This is a genomic window from Streptomyces sp. NPDC107538 (assembly GCF_055657445.1).
Genome location: NZ_JBVKAY010000009.1, coordinates 236,392 through 252,410, shown reverse-complemented (window position 1 = coordinate 252,410; position 16,019 = coordinate 236,392). Strand labels below are relative to the sequence as shown.

15 protein-coding genes and 1 pseudogene are annotated in these 16,019 nt (G+C 72.6%); 2 read left to right on the top strand and 14 right to left on the bottom strand.

Features of this window, described 5'->3' with window-relative positions:
* Positions 1 to 20: 20 nt before the first annotated feature.
* Genes ACZ7MG_RS30215 through ACZ7MG_RS30205 form a run of 3 tightly spaced genes read right to left on the bottom strand, consistent with a single transcriptional unit; the run spans position 21 to position 1,405 of the window.
* Positions 21 to 956, bottom strand: coding sequence for an ADP-ribosylglycohydrolase family protein (locus ACZ7MG_RS30215; protein WP_471392887.1), 936 nt, complete (start codon positions 954 to 956; stop codon positions 21 to 23).
* Positions 943 to 1,149, bottom strand: coding sequence for a DUF397 domain-containing protein (locus ACZ7MG_RS30210; protein ID WP_471392890.1), 207 nt, complete (start codon positions 1,147 to 1,149; stop codon positions 943 to 945). Before ACZ7MG_RS30210 ends, ACZ7MG_RS30215 begins: the two co-directional genes overlap by 14 nt.
* 10 nt (positions 1,150 to 1,159) lie before the next feature.
* Positions 1,160 to 1,405, bottom strand: a complete 246-nt coding sequence (locus ACZ7MG_RS30205) for a Scr1 family TA system antitoxin-like transcriptional regulator (protein ID WP_471392892.1) — start codon at positions 1,403 to 1,405, stop codon at positions 1,160 to 1,162.
* Positions 1,406 to 1,533: 128 nt separating this feature from the next.
* Between ACZ7MG_RS30205 and ACZ7MG_RS30200 the strand changes: the two genes are divergently transcribed.
* Positions 1,534 to 1,878, top strand: coding sequence for an ATP-binding protein (locus tag ACZ7MG_RS30200; RefSeq protein WP_471392895.1), 345 nt, complete (start codon positions 1,534 to 1,536; stop codon positions 1,876 to 1,878).
* Between the two features lie 19 nt (positions 1,879 to 1,897).
* Here ACZ7MG_RS30200 and ACZ7MG_RS30195 read toward each other — a convergent pair whose 3' ends face one another.
* From ACZ7MG_RS30195 to ACZ7MG_RS30160, 8 genes are all read right to left on the bottom strand, one after another.
* Positions 1,898 to 2,962 (bottom strand): hypothetical protein, encoded by a 1,065-nt coding sequence (locus ACZ7MG_RS30195; RefSeq protein WP_471392897.1) that lies wholly within the window; start codon positions 2,960 to 2,962, stop codon positions 1,898 to 1,900.
* A gap of 30 nt (positions 2,963 to 2,992) precedes the next feature.
* Positions 2,993 to 3,292, bottom strand: coding sequence for a hypothetical protein (locus ACZ7MG_RS30190; protein WP_471392898.1), 300 nt, complete (start codon positions 3,290 to 3,292; stop codon positions 2,993 to 2,995).
* A gap of 48 nt (positions 3,293 to 3,340) precedes the next feature.
* Positions 3,341 to 4,015 carry a pentapeptide repeat-containing protein gene (locus tag ACZ7MG_RS30185; RefSeq protein ID WP_471392900.1) on the bottom strand — a complete coding sequence of 225 codons (675 nt, stop codon included), beginning with the start codon at positions 4,013 to 4,015 and terminating at the stop codon, positions 3,341 to 3,343.
* A complete protein-coding gene (locus ACZ7MG_RS30180; RefSeq protein WP_471392903.1) occupies positions 3,981 to 6,230 on the bottom strand; it encodes a hypothetical protein in 2,250 nt (749 codons plus the stop codon). Before ACZ7MG_RS30180 ends, ACZ7MG_RS30185 begins: the two co-directional genes overlap by 35 nt.
* Entirely contained in the window at positions 6,227 to 6,661 is a 435-nt protein-coding gene (locus ACZ7MG_RS30175) for a DUF6507 family protein (RefSeq protein ID WP_351414619.1), read from the bottom strand. The genes ACZ7MG_RS30180 and ACZ7MG_RS30175 overlap by 4 nt, the downstream gene beginning before the upstream one ends.
* A gap of 205 nt (positions 6,662 to 6,866) precedes the next feature.
* Positions 6,867 to 7,829: a UDP-glucose 4-epimerase GalE gene (galE, locus tag ACZ7MG_RS30170; protein WP_471392906.1), complete on the bottom strand. Its 963-nt coding sequence runs from the start codon at positions 7,827 to 7,829 to the stop codon at positions 6,867 to 6,869.
* 73 nt (positions 7,830 to 7,902) lie between these two features.
* A complete protein-coding gene (locus tag ACZ7MG_RS30165) occupies positions 7,903 to 9,495 on the bottom strand; it encodes a glycosyltransferase (protein WP_471392908.1) in 1,593 nt (530 codons plus the stop codon).
* 155 nt (positions 9,496 to 9,650) lie between these two features.
* Positions 9,651 to 10,178, bottom strand: a complete 528-nt coding sequence (locus ACZ7MG_RS30160; RefSeq protein WP_471392911.1) for a MarR family winged helix-turn-helix transcriptional regulator — start codon at positions 10,176 to 10,178, stop codon at positions 9,651 to 9,653.
* A 139-nt stretch (positions 10,179 to 10,317) separates the two neighbouring features.
* Here ACZ7MG_RS30160 and ACZ7MG_RS30155 point away from each other — a divergent pair, with 139 nt between their 5' ends.
* A complete protein-coding gene (locus ACZ7MG_RS30155; RefSeq protein ID WP_471392914.1) occupies positions 10,318 to 10,731 on the top strand; it encodes an organic hydroperoxide resistance protein in 414 nt (137 codons plus the stop codon).
* A 45-nt stretch (positions 10,732 to 10,776) separates the two neighbouring features.
* Here ACZ7MG_RS30155 and ACZ7MG_RS30150 read toward each other — a convergent pair whose 3' ends face one another.
* The 3 genes and pseudogenes from ACZ7MG_RS30150 to ACZ7MG_RS30140 all read right to left on the bottom strand — a co-directional run bounded on the left by ACZ7MG_RS30150 (position 10,777) and on the right by ACZ7MG_RS30140 (position 16,017).
* The gene (locus tag ACZ7MG_RS30150; RefSeq protein ID WP_471392916.1) at positions 10,777 to 12,426 is read right to left on the bottom strand and encodes a hypothetical protein; all 1,650 of its coding nucleotides are present in this window, start codon (positions 12,424 to 12,426) and stop codon (positions 10,777 to 10,779) included.
* 40 nt (positions 12,427 to 12,466) lie between these two features.
* Positions 12,467 to 13,722 (bottom strand): annotated as a pseudogene (locus ACZ7MG_RS30145) (hypothetical protein).
* A gap of 57 nt (positions 13,723 to 13,779) precedes the next feature.
* On the bottom strand, positions 13,780 to 16,017 hold the full coding sequence (locus tag ACZ7MG_RS30140; protein ID WP_471392919.1) for a bifunctional glycosyltransferase/CDP-glycerol:glycerophosphate glycerophosphotransferase: 2,238 nt from the start codon (positions 16,015 to 16,017) through the stop codon (positions 13,780 to 13,782).
* Positions 16,018 to 16,019: the final 2 nt, after the last annotated feature.

The following is a 16,019-nucleotide window of genomic DNA, read 5'->3' as shown; positions in this document are numbered from 1 at the left end:
GGGCCCGGCGGAGGCCGGCGTCAGCGCAGCAACCGCCGGGTGAGGTCGGTGAGTTCGGGGGCGCGGAGGACCCGGTCCGCGCACCCCGGCAGCGGTACGTGCAGCGGGTCCAGCCAGCGCCGCGGGATCGCGGCGGCGCCATACACCGCCCCCGCGAGCCCTCCGGTCACCGCGGCGACCGTGTCCGTGTCGCCGCCGAGGTCGACGGCCGCGCGTACGGCGCCCTCGTAGTCGTCGGTCGTGCGTACGGCCCAGACGGCGGAGCCGAGGCAGGGCCAGACGGCGCCGTTGAACTCCGTGGCGTCGTCCGGGTGCCAGTCGGGGGCGAGAACGGCCTCGTAACGGGGGCGGTGGTCGGGGTGGAGTGCGGCCAGGGTCTCGGGCAGCGCGGCGAGCGGGTCGCCTCCGGCCAGCGCGACCCGGAGCAGTTCGTGGAAGGCGGCGGTGCCTTCCCAGGCCGCTGGGTCGCCGTGGGTGAGCGCGGACAGCCGCCGGGCCGCGTCCATGGTCGCGGTGCGGCCGTGCCCCGCGAAGTACACGGCGGAGGTGGCCGCCCGCATCAACGCGCCGTTGCCCGCGGCCCGTAGGTTCACCTGGAAGTGCAGGGCGGCGGCGAGGTCCCAGGGGTCGCCGCTGGTGAGGACGTCCTCGGTCTGGATGCCGATGTCCTTGGGACCGGAGGCGGCCCAGCGCTGGAACCGTGCGAACACGTCGGGCGGTTCGAGCCCACCGCGCTCGACGAGCGACTCCCCGACGAGCACGGCCATCTGCGTGTCGTCGGTCGCCTCACCCGGGTCCCACCCGCCGCCCCCGCACATCTCCCCACCGTGCCCGGCCTTCGGGAACCGCGCGGAGAACGCCCCCTCGGCCCCGAACTCGAACGGCGCGCCCAGCGCGTCCCCCACGGCGGAGCCGAGGATCGCGCCAAGGGCGCGCTGCGGGTCAACGCTCGTCAAGGGTGCCTGCTTTGAGGGTGGTGAGGAGGGCGAGGAGGGGGGCGGGGGTGGTGGTGAGGTGGGTGGCGGGGTGGTCGCTTTCGCGGAGGCGTATGAGGCGTATGGAGGTGGGGGTGGGGGCGAGTTCGACGCAGTTCTCGCTCTCGTCCCCGCCCGAGAAAGAGGACTTCTGCCAATCGTGAGGGCTGGACACGGGGCGCCTTTCACAGTTCCTGGAGCAGTCGGATGATGAGGTCCTGGGATTCCGCCGGGGCCAGGGCGGAGCCGGCCACGAGGCCGTAGCGCTTGCTGCGCTGTTTGAGCAGCGGTTCGGTGTCGAGGAAGGCGCTCCCGTGGCCCGTATCGATCTGCAGAGTGTCCAGTTGGGGCGTGGGCCCGTGCAGATAGAGCATCGAGAGTCCGGCTCCGGCGAAGTCCTCGGCGGCGAACGGCAGGACGCGCACAGTCACATGGGGCAGCTCCGAGAGCTCCAGGATGCATATAGGTCGCAGTGTACTTTCGGTGACGTGCCCGGCACGGTGGGTGCAACTCGCCCCCCCTGCCTCAACTCGCCCCTGCCCCAAGCACGTTGGAGTTGATGAGCCATGCCCGAATACGCCCTCAACTGCCCTCCGTACTCCGGGCCCTCCGGCTCGACGTGCTCGTGGACGACGCGATGCTGTGCACCTCGGAGCTGGTCACCAACTCCTGTCGGCACGCCAAGAGTTCCGGCGCCCATTTACTGCTGATCGCCGACCCGGCGGGCCCCGTCCGGGTGACGGTCTACGACGACGACCGCACGCCCCCGTCCCTCCTCCAGGGATACGACGGCGAATCGGGCCGGGGCCTGTGGATCGTGGACGCCGTCACGGAGGGCCGCTGGGGGACGGAGGCGCTCGGGGCTTCGGGGAAGGGGGTGTGGTTCGAGGTGGGGAAGGGGTAGGTCGCACCACCGTGACGGCTCAGTCGCCGTGGATGGCGAGTTCGCGCAGGTCGGCGAGCGGGAGGGAGCGGGGCTCGGTGGCCGGGGGGACGTGGCCGGCGACCGGGTCGGTGGGGGTGCGGGCGCAGGCGGTGAGTGCCTCGGTCGGGGTCAGGCCGTGCTCGTACGACTCGTGCAGGCGGTCGAGCCAGACGAGGCCCGCCTTGTAGCCGTCCTCGCCGGCGCCGTCGCGGGGCTCGAAGCTCGCGGCGGCATCGGCATCGGCGTCGGAGGCCCAGAGGTAGCCGAGGACACCGCCGTGGCCGGCGACGACCGGGACGTACCGGACCTGCCCGGCCCCGGACCGCTTGTAGCCCACGGAGTCGAAGGCGGGGCCGTGCCGGAAGACCTCCGTACGCCTCGGGATCTCGAAACGGGACCACACGTCGGAGGGCGAGCCGTCCGGCTCGAAGAAGTTGTCGACGCCCGTCTCGGTCGGCCTGCCGAAGTACGTCGGGTCGTCCGGGTCGATCTCCGCGTCCAGCGCCTCGGACAGCTCGCGCAGCGCCGCGGCCAGCCGTGGGTGGTTCGCGGCGTGCACGTCGGCCTGGGGGCGCCCCTCCAGGTCGTACGGCATCCAGGCGTCCGAGAAGGTCCGGAGATCGGTGGTGACGTAGTCCTGGTACGAGGCCGTGCCCAGCAGGAACAGTTCCTCCCGGATGACTTCGGTCCGCTTCTCCGTACCTGTCCCCGCGTGCTCTTCCCTTCCGTCGCCGTCGAACATTACGCCGGTGCAGACGATGTCCGCCTTCACCGAACCGATCTCCCCGGGACGCAGGGCCGCCCGCACCTCGTCGGCGAGCCGCGCGGCGGCCTCCTCCGGAGCGAGCCCTGTTCCTGGCAGCAGTTCGCCCTCGAACAAGAGGGTCTTGGGGTTCCCCGACTCGGGCACCTTGAGGCGAACCTTCGGCACCGCGACCGCGAGACGATGCGAAGCCAGCACCGTGTACGCGGCCAGCGCGTCGCGCAGGCACGGAGTGAGCCGGTCGGCGGCGTCGTCGTCACGGCCCCATGTCCACCGGGCGACCGGCGTGGCGGCGATCACCGCTCTCCCTTCTCTCCAGGCTGACCAACGTCAGAGGCGGTCCGTCAGGCCCGGCCCCCGGCCGTCGATCACGTCCGGGGGCTTGATGCCGTGGCCCTCCGCGCTGCCGAAGTACGTCGGATCGCCCGGCTCGGAGGGGATGTCCAGGAGGGTGCCGAGGGAGCGGAGGGCGGTGGCCGGTTCCGCCCAGATCTCGGGTGCGTCGGGGGCCACCGTCAGCTCGACCAGCCGGTGTTCCCCGTGCTTCTCGCCCGTCGCGTCGCTCCAGGTCCCGGAGCCCACGACGAGGAAGCTCCCCACTGACGCGTCGGGGAGGCCGACGGGGCCCATGCCACCGCCTCTCGCTCCACCGTCACTCAGTACCGTCCCGACAGGTGATCACATGTCGTGCTTTTTGCCGGGGACGGGAAGTACCTGGACGGAGCCGCCGCGTTCGCGTACCCACTGCTCCAGCTCTGGTCCCCCGATCTCGCGGCTCGCGCCCTGGTCGTCGATTACCTGGACGGGGCCGAAGACGGTTCCCGAAAGGCCCTCTACCTTTGTGAGGTGATTGACGGTCACTTTGAAGGAATTCTCCTGCAGAACGGCATGGGAGAGGTCCGCTCCGCGGAAATCCACGTCGAGCAGCGAGGCACCCAGAATGCGTGCGCCGCGCAGGGACGCGTTCGTGGCGTCCACGTCGTAGAGCGAGGCCTTGACCAGATCCGCGCTGTCCAGGACCGCGCCCCGGAGAACGGCGTCGTCGAGGTTGACACGGACCAGTGAGGCCCGCGTCAGATCGGCTCCCGTGAAGTCGGCCCTTTCCGCGTCGGAACGGTAGAGGTCCGCCCCCACCAGCCTGGCCCCGACCAGCCTCGCGTCGGTCAGCCAGGACTCCTGAAGGTTCGCGTCGGAGAGGTCCGCGTCGCTCAGGTCGAGCCCGATGACGTCGAGCGCGCCCTCGCCCCCCGCGCTCAGCCACTCCTCCAGGCGGGCTTTCACCTGCGGGTCCGTCGGGAACACGCGGGGCGCCCAGTTCTTACGGGTACCAGATGACATCGTCTTCCCAGCCATTCTTCTCGACGATGGACTTGATGTCGTCGATCGCCGCCTGATTCGCATTGCGCATGTCCAGGATAACGACGCGCTGCTTCTCGACGATCTGCTCCGCCAGCTTCTTGACCCAGCGGTCGTTCTTGGCCGGGTCATAAGCTCCCTTGAAGGGCAGGGACTTGTCTCGCACATTGTTGAAGGGAGGCCAGTCGGAATGGACGCCCTTGATGTCGTAGTAGCGTCCCGTGCTCGGTGAATAGAACTCTCCGCGGTCCGCCTCCGTGGGGCGCTGGATGTCGTCGGGGAGACGTCCCTGTTCACTGAGGTCCAGGCCGACCCGGGCCTCGTCCTTGGACGGCTCGGAGATGCCACCGTTCTTGTCGGGGTCTCGCTGCAGCTGGTCGAACTCATCAGGGCTCCGGGACTCGACCTCGTCGAGGTGGTCCCAGTGGTCCGCCTTCTGCTGCGGGGTGAGCTCCGGCGGCGGTTCGTTGGCGCGCTCGGGGGTCGTCGTTCCGTCCGACGGCTCGTGCGGGGTGCCTGTACCGTCGTCGCCCGGGGTGCCGCCGTGTCCGCCGGCGGGGGGCTCGGTGTGGCCGCCGCCGGGTGTCCCGCCGTGGCCGCCGCCCGAGGAACTGTCGGTGTGGCCGTTGCCCGAGGTCTCTGTGTGACCGCCGCCCGCCGTTTCGGTGTGGCCGCCCCCGGTGGTCCCGGTCCGACTGTCGCCGCCGTGCGATCCTCCGGTGCCGCCCGGTGTCTCATGGGTCGCGGACGGAAGACCGTCGTCCCCGACCCGCCCCACAGCCCCCGTACCGCCGTCCCCCACCTTCGCCCCCGCGCCCACCAGCTCGGTCTCGGGGCGGGAGACGTCGACTGCGCGCTCGGCCGCCGTCCCCTCGTGCTTGATGGTGTCGAGGGACTCGCGGACCGTGCCGTCGGCGTTGTGGACGACGAGGGTCTTGGTGTCGAGGTAGACGATCTCGCCCTTGGGCGTCTCCATGCGGACGCTGTTCTCGGGGGTGAGGCCCGCCGGGAGGTCGTCCGTGATGTTGGGGGCGTCGGCGATCTGATACGTGCCCTCGCCGAGCTTGATGTGGGTGCCGTCGGTGATGCCGCGCAGGCTCGCCATGACGTCGCTGATCTTGACCGCCGTGGCGCCCACACCCTTGGTGATGTACGTCATCGGGTCGACGATCTTGCCGGCCTTGCCCGCGAAGGAGATCGCCTTCGCGATGGCGCCCGCCTTGCCCGCGCCGGAGACCGCGCCGCCCGCGCCGCCGGTGAAGATGGTGGTGAGGACGTTGAAGGTGACCGCTCCGGCGGCGCGGGAGGGGTTCTTGCCCCACTCGTCGTACGCGATGAGTGCCTTGCCGGTTTCCACGACCGCCGTGCGGGAGTCGCGCAGCCAGGAAGGGAGTTTGTCGTCGGGGGCCAGCCAGTACGCGGCGCCCACCACAGGGACCGCCGTGATGAGGATGCCCGTCGCGAGCTTGCCGAGGCCCACCCAGGCCTGGCCCGCCGCGTCCCAGCCGTTGAAGCCCACCAGCGTGCCGAGGCCCTTGATCGTGCCCCACACGCCGTCGACGACGAAGCCGACCGTGAAGTCCCAGACGTGCTCGTGGATGTAGTACCAGGGGTTGGACTCCTCGACCGGGTCACCCCACGGCAGACCACCGGCGTTGTTGAGGTCCTCGCCCCGGTAGCCGTACATGTTCTCTTTGTTCGAACCGTCGTTGACGACGAGCGCCTCGCCGCCGACCAGCGCGACGATCTTGTTGTAGCAGTCGCGTTCGGCGGCCTGGAACGCGGCGTACGTGGCGTTGATGTCCGAGCGGCGGTTGTTGTTCTCCTCGACCAGGTCGCCGTCGGCCCGCCACTCGTCGTCGCCCTCGATCTTCGCGCGGAAGGCGATCGCGTCCCGGCGGAGCTGCTCGAACTTCTGCTTCAGCGGGCCCACGGCCGATGCGTACGTGTCCAGCGCCGACGCCACGGTCCCCAGCTCCGTGGCGAACTCGTCCCCCTTGGCCGCCACCGGCGCCGTCGTCGCGAACAGGGCCTCCGCCTCGGGTGCCTTGTAGTACGCGGAGAGGCCGCCGAAGCGGGTGTGGATCGCCGAGCCCGAGTCCTTCAGGGATGTGCCGGCCGAGCGGACGCCCGCGATGCCCAGGTCCAGTTGCTCCAGATTGCCGGTGAACTCGGGGACTTCCTCCGGGATGACGGGGATGTCGTCGCTCACTTCGGCCCCTGCCCGCCGTTGCCGTCGACACCCGGCGGGGGCGGGACGACCGTCGCCTTCAGCGCGTTGGCCTGCTGCTCGGCCGCCATGTCGAGGTCGCCCGTGACATAGGCGTTGGTGGCCTTGGCCGCGCCCTGCACGGAGTCGATGGTCCGCTGCGCCATGTACGCCAGCTTCTGCTGCCGCTCCTGGAGGTACTGGCTCAGCGCCGCCGCGACCGGGCCGACCGGCACGCGTGGGGTGCCGGCGGCCACCGGCCCGATCATCGGTCCGTTGAACTGCCCGCCCGGCACGGCCGTTCCGGCCGACTCGGCCGCGCTCGCCATGTTCGACACCAGCGAGTTGGCGGCCTTCTCCAGGCCGCCCGCCGCCTCACCGGTGGAGTTCAGCGTGGTCTGCACGTTGATCGGATCGATGTCCCAAGCCGGCATCGTCGCTACCCCCGTAACGCCCTGTCGGACACGTCGTACGTACGCGTGGTTCTGCTCGTTCGTTCGCTTCCCCTAGTACACACGAGCAAACGGCACCGAACAGTTCCCGCTTCGCGTCGATTCCGTCACAGGAGCTACGGCCGTCGCCGCCGTTGCCGCACCGCTACCGCCACATCGCCACCGCCGCACCGCTACCGCCGCGCCTCTACCGACGCTTCGTCCAGCCCGCCCACGCCGACGTGATCATGTCGTCGACGCCGTACCGCGCCTTCCAGCCCAGCTCGGCGGCGATCCGGTCCGCCGAGGCGACCACGCGCGCGGGGTCGCCGGGGCGCCGGTCGACGACCACGGGCGGCAGGGCGTGCCCGGTGAGCGCGTTGATCCGGTCGATCATCTCGCGCACCGAGACGCCGTCCCCGCGCCCGATGTTGAGGGTGAGATCCGTGCCGGGCGCCTCGCGCAGCCGCCGCGCGGTCGCCACATGGGCCTCCGCGAGGTCGACGACATGGATGTAGTCCCGGACGCAGGTCCCGTCGGGCGTCGGGTAGTCGGCGCCGAAGATCCGGGGCGGGGCGCCCTCGGAGAGCTTCTCGAAGACCATGGGGACGAGGTTGAAGACGCCGGTGTCGGACAGGTCGGGGGTCGCGGCGCCCGCCACGTTGAAGTAGCGCAGGGAGGCCGTGGACAGGCCCGTCGCCCGGCCCGTGGCCCGGACCAGCCACTCGCCGACGAGCTTGGTCTCGCCGTACGGGCTCATCGGCAGACACGGGGTGTCCTCGGAGACGAGGTCCACATCGGGCATGCCGTACACGGCGGCGGAGGACGAGAAGACGAAGGACGCGACACCGGCGTCCGTGACCGCCGACAGCAGGGTGCGCAGGCCCTCGACGTTCTCCCGGTAGTAGTGCAGCGGCAGTTCGACGGACTCGCCGACCTGCTTCTTCGCCGCGAGATGGACGACGCCGGTGACGCCCCGGTCCCGGATCACCCGGGCCAGCCGCTCCCCGTCGAGGGTGGAGCCGATCTCCAACGGCACGCCCTCGGGCACCCGTTCGGCGACCCCAGTGGAGAGATCGTCGTAGACGACGGCCTCCTCGCCCGCGTCGAGCATCGCGCGCACCACATGCGCCCCGATGTATCCGGCGCCACCGGTGATCAGCCAGGTCATGGACGACCGTCCCCTCAAGTCAGTGCAGTCATGCGCAGTCATGGTGAAGATGCGGATGCAACCAGGTCGGCTCTCAGTGAAGCAGGCGTTTGAGGCGACGGCGTACGACTTCGGTCAATCCTCGCCAACCGGGCGCGAGCCGGACCGCGAGCGCCCCCGCGTGGGTCGCGTACGGCTGCACCAGCAGCACTCCGTGGCGCGTGCTCGGCAGCGCGCTCCGGCGCAGCAGCCCGGCGCCCGCGACGGCGTGCGCGGTGGTCTCGCGCCGGCTGCCGTCCGCGAACCGCAGCCGCAGCCGGAGGTCCCAGGTGCCGCTGCCCAACGCGGCCAGGTCCAGCGGGACTTCGGCCGTCCAGCAGCCGAACTCGGGCTCGGCCGCGAGAAGGGCCGTACCGGCGAACCCCACGCGCCCGTCCGCCCGCTCGACGAACTCCGCCCGTACGCTCTCCGGCCCCGCCTCCGCCATCCGCCCGTACAGCTCGTGCAGGCGCAGCCGGAGCACCGTCCCCCGCGCGCGTGGCCGCAGTTCCGCGTCGACGGCGGCGGGCAGCAGCTGCACGGGACGGACGAGGAGATGCTCCAGCTCCACCTGGGGCAGGTCGGCGGACCAGACGGGGGAGTCGTCGCCCGCGCGCGCGTAGGGCGGGGGCAGCCGGGCCGGGCGGGCCGCGAGCGCCTTGAGGCGGGCCAGGTCGCGCGGCTGCTCGGCGGCGAGGATCACCCGGGCGACGACCCGGCCGGGCGCGGGCGCCGGCGCGAAGTCGCCCTCGTCGAAGGAGGCCAGGTACGCGCGCGTCAGGGTCCACCACTCGCGCCGGTACTCCGCGTCGCGCAGGTCCAGCTCGCGCGCGTACATCCGCAGCGAGTGGTCGAGGAAGCGGGCGCGGGTGGCGCGCGCCAGCTCCTTCTCGGCCGCACCCAGCAGGATGTCGTGGGACTGTCGGTCGGCGTCGATGCGGGCCCGCCAGTTGGCGATGCCGGAGCGGTCCAGGGAGATGGACAGCCGGGCCGCCGAGCGGCGTACGTGCCAGACGTACACGGGGTCGGGGACGAGCGCGATACGCGGCGCGGCGGCCAGCACGCGCGCGCCGAACACGAAGTCCTCGTACGGGAAGTGCCCCTCGGGGAAGCGGATCGTGTTGTCGCGCAGAAAGGTGGTGCGGTAGAGCTTGTTGACGCAGAGGGTGTCGTGCACCAGGCGCACGCGCTGGGACGGGTGCTCCACCAGCGTGCGCCGGGCGTACAGCTCGGGCTGCCACGGGGTCTCCCGGCGGGACGGCAGCTCCCTGCGGACGCACAACCCCGACGCGACCGGCGCGTCGTGCTCCAGGGCCGCCCCCAGCAGCGCGTCCACGGCACCGGGCGGCAACAGGTCGTCGCTGTCCAGGAACATCACGTACGGCGAGGCCGCCACGTCCAGCCCGGTATTGCGCGGGGTGCCGCAGCCGCCGCTGTTGGACGGGCGCCGGACGACCCGCAGCCGGGGCTCGTCCGCGGCCAGCCGCTCCAGCAGCTCCGCGCTGCCGTCCGTCGAGCAGTCGTCGACGGCGATCACCTCACCGACGGCCGGCCCCTGCGCTAGCGCCGAGCGCACGGCGTCCGCCACATGGGCGGCGTCGTCGTACCCGATGACGACGACGGAGACCTGCGCCTGCTGAAGAGCCATTGGTTGCCCCGCACCTGTGAGAGGTATGTGTGCAAATCTTCCCTTAAGGGCGGCTTCGCGGCCCGATGGGGAAGATGGCACACGGGAGGCTGGGGTTCCGCGTGACGTTGTCGGATTCTGTCGAGGTACCGGCGGTTACCCGGACGCGTCGGCGCTCACCCGGACATCCCGGCGGCCGGTTCCGCGAGGGCCGCCTCGTCCAGTGCGGTCGTCAGCCGGTCCAGGCGGTCGCGCAGCTCGCGGATCTCGTCGATCTCAAAGGTGGTCGCGGAGACGATCCGGCGCGGCACGGCCAGCGCGCGCTGCCGCAGGGCCGCGCCCTCCTCGGTCGGCCGCACCACCACCGAGCGCTCGTCGCGCGCGCTGCGCTCCCGGCGCACGAGACCGGCCGCCTCCAGTCGCTTGAGCAGCGGCGACAGGGTTCCGGAGTCGAGCCGTAGATGCTCGCCGAGCTTCTTCACGGGCAGCTCGCCCTCCTCCCACAGCACCAGCATCACCAGGTACTGCGGATAGGTGATCCCCAGGTCCTTGAGGACCACGCGGTAGACGCTGTTGAAGGCGCGCGAGGCGGCGTGCAGGGAGAAGCAGATCTGCCGGTCGAGACGGAGGAAGTCCTCCTCGCGGATCTGCCCGGAGACCTCTTCGGAGGCCCCCTCGGGCGTGGGGACGGGGCTCGTGGTCATGACTCCAGCGTACCCCGTGCCCGTCATTTAGTTGTGGGCAATTGAATTGTGTGCTCTACTGGAGTCCGTGAACGGCGGCCGGCCCGGGCCGCCGGACGCGATACGACCTGACTTGACCTGTGAAAGGGATGGTTCTCCCATGGACGCGCTCTACACCGCTGTCGCCACCGCCACCCACGGCCGTGACGGTCGCGCCGTCTCCTCGGACGGCAAGATCGACCTTCAGCTGGCCCCTCCGGTGGAGCTGGGCGGCAACGGCCAGGGCACCAACCCCGAGCAGCTCTTCGCCGCCGGTTACGCGGCCTGCTTCGGCAGCGCGCTCGGCCTCGTGGGCCGCCAGGCCAAGGTCGACGTCAGCGACGCCGCCGTGACCGCCGAGGTCGGCATAGGCAAGGAGGGCGAGGGCTTCGCCCTCAAGGTCACCCTCCGCGTCGAACTCCCCGACACCGTGGACGAGGCCACCGGCCGCAAGCTCGTCGAGACCGCCCACCAGGTCTGCCCCTACTCCAACGCCACCCGCGGCAACGTCCCGGTCGAGCTGGTCATCGAGTAGGCAGGCCCAGGGGGAGGACGGTGCGTCCAGGGTTGAAGGGTGTCCTTACGGGGCGATCCGCGCCAGGACCTCGCCGGTCCCAGGACTCCAGTCCACGACCACCGCCTCCTCCGGCACCTCCCGCCACCGGCTGAGCAGCAGCCACCTCACCCCGTACCGCCGCGCCACACCCTCCCGCAGGGCCCGCGTCGACGCGGGGTCGAGGTATGCCCGGACATCGGCGAGCCGCCGCCCCCGTTCCCCCTCCTCCACCGCCGGATCGGGCCACGGGGGCGCCACCAGGTTCACCCCGTACCCCGCGATCGCCCGCCCCGCGTAGGGCCCGTCGGCGATCAGTACATCCCCCGTCCGCAGATGCCGCGCCGCCCACGCGTACGACGGCCACCGCGCCGGCCGCTCGAAGCCGACGGGGTCGAGCGCGGCCGGTACGACGGCGCCCGCCTGCACCATGAGCAACCCCGCGCACGCCCCCACCGCCGCCGCACCCCCCAGCGCCCGCCGCGCCCACCCCCACGGCCGGGGCGCCGCCAGCTCCACCGCCAGGGCGACCAGCGCGAGCACGGCCGCGAGCCCCGCGAGCCGGTCGTACGCCCGGTGCGCGCCGAGCCCCGCGCACGCCACCACCAGGCACTCCGCCGCGAACATCAGCACCAGCGGATCCCGCGCGGACCGGCGCCCCCGCGCCCACAGCGCCGGCAGCCCGAGCAGCGCCGGCCACAGATGTCCTGCCAGGTCGGCGTAGAGACGCGGGTCGACTTCGGCGCTTCCCACCGGGAGCAGGACGTCGTAGGGGAGGGCGGCATAGGACAGCGCGGCATAAGACAGCGCGGCATAGGACAGTACGTCGTAGTACGGCCACGAGGCGGCGACCAGCAGCGCGCCCGCTCCCGTCAGCGCCCAGCGGCCCACCAGCGGCCACCGCCACCCGCGCTGGCAGGCCACCACCATTCCCAGGGACCCGGCCGCCGCGCCCACCGCCGTGACCGGGTGCACCAGCAGGATCAGCCCGTACAGCACGCCGAGGCCGACGTACGCCCAGCCGCCGCCGAGGCCGCTCGGCCCGACGTACCGCACCCGCCGCCCCGGAGAACCGCCGCCACGCGCGCGTGCCGCCGTCCACGCCCAGGCCCAGAACGTCAGGGCGACCGCGAGCACCGACGGGTGGCCGAGGTCCGTCGTCATCGGCATCAGCCCGAGACCGCCGCTCCACGGGGCCCGCCCGCTGCCCCACAGCAGGGTCATGAACAGCAGGGCCAGAACCGGTGCCCACGGCCGGGGTGTCAGCGCGCGGACGAAGCGGCCGGTCCCGGTGAGCAGCACCAGCAGGTTCACCGGCCCGGCGAGCTTCAGCAGCGACCAGCCGCTCAGCCCGGTCAGACGCGCGAGGACGCCCTGCGCGACGGCGTACGGGGTGAAGACCGGGCTGCCCGCGCCCGGCAGGGCGACGGTCGGGTGGGCCGGATCCAGGAGGTCCCAGCGCAGCCGTTCGACGGCCGCCGCGTGCTGACCGGCGTCGCAGCACAGCGGCACCCGCCAGTACGCCAGGGTCATCACCAGCCAGAACAGGGCGCCCACGACGAGATACGGGGTCGGCCGCCGGGTCAGCCAGGTACGGCCGCCGCGCAGGGCGGTGGCCCCGGAGCCGGTCGTCGGGCGACGGCCGGAGGCGGGACCTGTCTGGACCGTTCGAGGCATTTGCCGTGTATTCCCGGTATCCGGGCCGGGGGGTGACGGCTCAGCTCGCGGTCACCACATCGAGTGAGCCACGGGCGGCGGTGATCCGCTCCAGCAGCAACGGCAGCCCCAGCACCGGCAGCAGCCAGGCCACCACGATGAGCCGGTCGCCCCAGATGGTGATGTCCGGGTGGCCCGCCTGGTTGAGGACGCCGGTGCACGCGCCCGCCAGCACGAACCAGCCGAACACCGGGCGCTGCCGCAGTGCGCCCCACGCGCCCGCCACCAGCGCCGCCAGGAACAGCGGCTGGGTCAGCTGTCGGCGCCCCCACTCCGCCCAGAACTCGGTCTGCAGACGCAGGAACTCGGGCCAGAGCCGGGCCGGGTCCCGGTCGGGGAGGGTGAAGTGGTCGGTGAGCAGGTCCTGAAGGCTCTCCGTGGCCGCCGGGTAGTGCAGCAGCGCGGCGAGCGCGGGCGTGCACACCGCCGCGCCCGCCGACACCGCGCCGAGCGCCCGCACCCACGGCTCACGCCACCCCGAGGGCACCCACGGCTCGCACGGCGCGCATGGCTCGACCGTCTGGCGCCGGAGTGCGACCACCGTGCGCGCCCCCGTCAGACATACGCCCAGGAACAGCGCCTGCGAGTGCTTCACCGTGAACAGCGCGAGCAGGCAGCCGCCGACCAGCGGCACCCCCGCCCGCACCCGCCCCGCCATCGCCAGTGCGCACCCCCACAGCGCCGCCAGCGTCAGGGCCAGCAGCACCCCTCCGTCATGGGCCGCATGGCGGTCGCGCCGTAGAGCGCCTGGCCGGTGAGGGCGACGGGGACGGGGGCGCGCACGGCGCGCAGGACGAGGAAGGCCAGGACGCCCCCGGCCGCCGCGATCAGCACACTCGCCGGCCACACGCCCCAGGTGACGCCGAACGCGGCCACGAACGGGGCCAGCAGCAGCGGGTATCCGGGCCGCGCCTCGAAGATCCGCAGGAACCGCTCCGAGGTGAAGGGCGCGATCGGGCCGTCCGACCGCCCGGCCGTCAGCCGCCCGTCCACTTCGTGCCACAGCTGTCGGCGGCACTCCGCGGCGACCCGCGCGGCCGGGCTGGGCTCGCGGAACCGCACCACGTCCACGCGTCGCTTCCGCTCGGCCGTCGCCGCCCGGCTCCCGCAGTAGTGGTCGACGGCCCCGGCCGCCGACTCCCGCACGCTCGCGCCGCCCAGCGTGAGGGCGTACGACACGTAGTTCTTGGTGTCGGGGGTGGCGCGCCCGGTGACACCGGCGAACTGGAGCAGCGCGAAACCGGCGGCGAACAGCAGTACCCACGCCCGCGCGCGGCGCGAACCCGCGCGCTCGCACGCCGGTCGTGGGCGCCCTCATGACAACACGAAACCCGTGTTCGTCACCGCGTCGGCCGGCCTCGGTGCGGGGACCGCAGGCACCCCGGCCCACCGGTCCCGCTCGCCCAGCATCAGGGTCCGTACGACGCGCTCGGCCGCCCGCCCGTCGTCGAACTCGCAGTACCGCTCCCGGAATCCGGCCCGCAGCCGTGCCGACTCGCTGTCCCGCCACTGCCCGGAGTCGAACAGCCAGGCGAGTTCACGGTAGGAGCGGGACACATGGCCGGGCGGGTCGGCGGTGATGTCCAGGTACATGCCCCGGCTCACCGCGAACGCGTCGAGGTCGTCGGCGTGGACGACGATCGGCCGGTCCAGGTTGGCGTAGTCGAACATCAGGGCCGAGTAGTCCGTGACCAGGACGTCGGAGGCGAGCATCACCTCCTCGACGTGCGGCTCGTCCGTCGCGTCCACGACGACCCCGCGCCGGTGCAGTTCGCCGAGCCCGAACCCGCGCGCCGGGCCGTCCGCGAGCGACGGGTGCAGCCGTACGACGAGGGTGTGGGCCTCGCCCAGGCTGCGCCGCAGATCGGCGGCGAACCGGCCGAGGTCGAAGCGTTCGACGTGGCCGCCCCGCCGGTAGTCGCGGGGCGTGGGCGCGTACAGCACGACCGTGTGCCCGGCCGGGATGCCGAGCCGCTCCCGGACCGCCGCGCCGCTGTCCGGACCGGCGTGCACGAGGACGTCGTTGCGCGGGCTGCCGGTCCGCAGCGAGCGGAAACCGCACGGGTACGCCCTGCTCCACACCAGCTCGGAGTGGCGGTTGGCGACGAGGCTGTGGTCCCAGCGGTCGGCCCGCCGCAGCATGCCCGGCACGTCCACGCCGAGCCGGGCGCCCGGCTTGTGCAGCAGGTCGGCGCCCATGAACTTCAGCGGCGTCCCCTGGTGGGTGTGGATGTGCACACTGCCCGGCCGCTTGGCGAGGGCGCCGGGCCAGCCGGCGTTGCCGACGAAGTACGTCGCCCGCGCCGCCAACCGCAGATGGTCGGCCGAGTCCGGCGTGACGTACGCGACGCCCGGCGGCAGTGCCGCCACCCGCTCCGGGCGCACCACCCACACGCCCCGGATGTGCGGCGCGAACTCGCGGGCGGCCTGGTAGACGGCCGCCGGGTCCCCGAGCACGCCCTGGTGCGAGAACGCCGAGTACAGCGCCAGGTTCGGGTCCAGCGGCAGCCGCTCCTGGGCCAGCGACCAGCCCCGCCGGATCAGTTCGGCACCGGCCGCGCGGACGCGCCCCGCGTGCGCGCCGAGCGCGTCACCGACCCGGGTGGCCCGGTGCCGGGCGCGGTACGCGGCCCAGCCGCCCTCCAGCACCCGGTGCCCGGGGGCCACGGGGTCGTCGTCCGACCGGTGCTTCCGGTACAGCGCCGCCGTCCGGCGGAAGAACTCGGCCCTGTCGCCCGGCGGTACGAGGTCCGGCTCGGCGAGCATCTCCAGACAGTGCGCCGCCATCCGGTTCCGCAGTGCCGGCCGCCGGTCGGCCGTCTCCGGCCGGGAGGCCAGGAAGCCGAAGACCCGCTCGTACTGGTCGTGCACGTCGAAGTGGGCACGGCCGGCGGCCGACCGGCCGGTGCCCCGGCGCCGCTGCCGGTGCACGACACAGATCCGGTCCAGCGCGGCGATCCGCCCGGCGCCGAACAGCACCGGGTACGTCCAGGGCGTGTCCTCGTAGCGGCCCGGCGGGAACCGGAGGCCGTGCGCCTCGACGAACTCCCGCCGGTACGCCTTGTTCCACACCGCCGTCGGCAGTTCGAGGATCTCCGGGCGCTCGGCGACCGTGAAGGTGCCCGAGCCGGCCGCGGCCAGGAGGCCCGCGCGCGCGTCCCGGCGGATCTCGCCCCACCCGTACGCGCGGACGTGGTCGAAGAGCAGCACATCGGGGTCGCCGGCCTCGTCCAGCCGGTCCGCCAGCGCGCGCAGGGCGCCCGGCACGAGCGTGTCGTCGCCGTCGAGGAAGAGGACGAAGTCCCCGGTGGCGTACGGCAGTCCGGCGTTGCGGGCCCGCCCGGGACCCACGTTCGCGGGTAGGTGCAGCACCCGTACGCGCGGGTCGCGGGCGGCGTACGCGTCGAGGATCGCGCCGCCGCCGTCCGGGGTGCAGTCGTCCACGGCGATCACCTCCACGTCCCGGTACGACTGCTCCAGGACCGAGTCGAGGCACGCGCGCAGAAAGCCCCGGACCTCGAAGGCGGGCACGATGACACTGAAACGGGGCATGT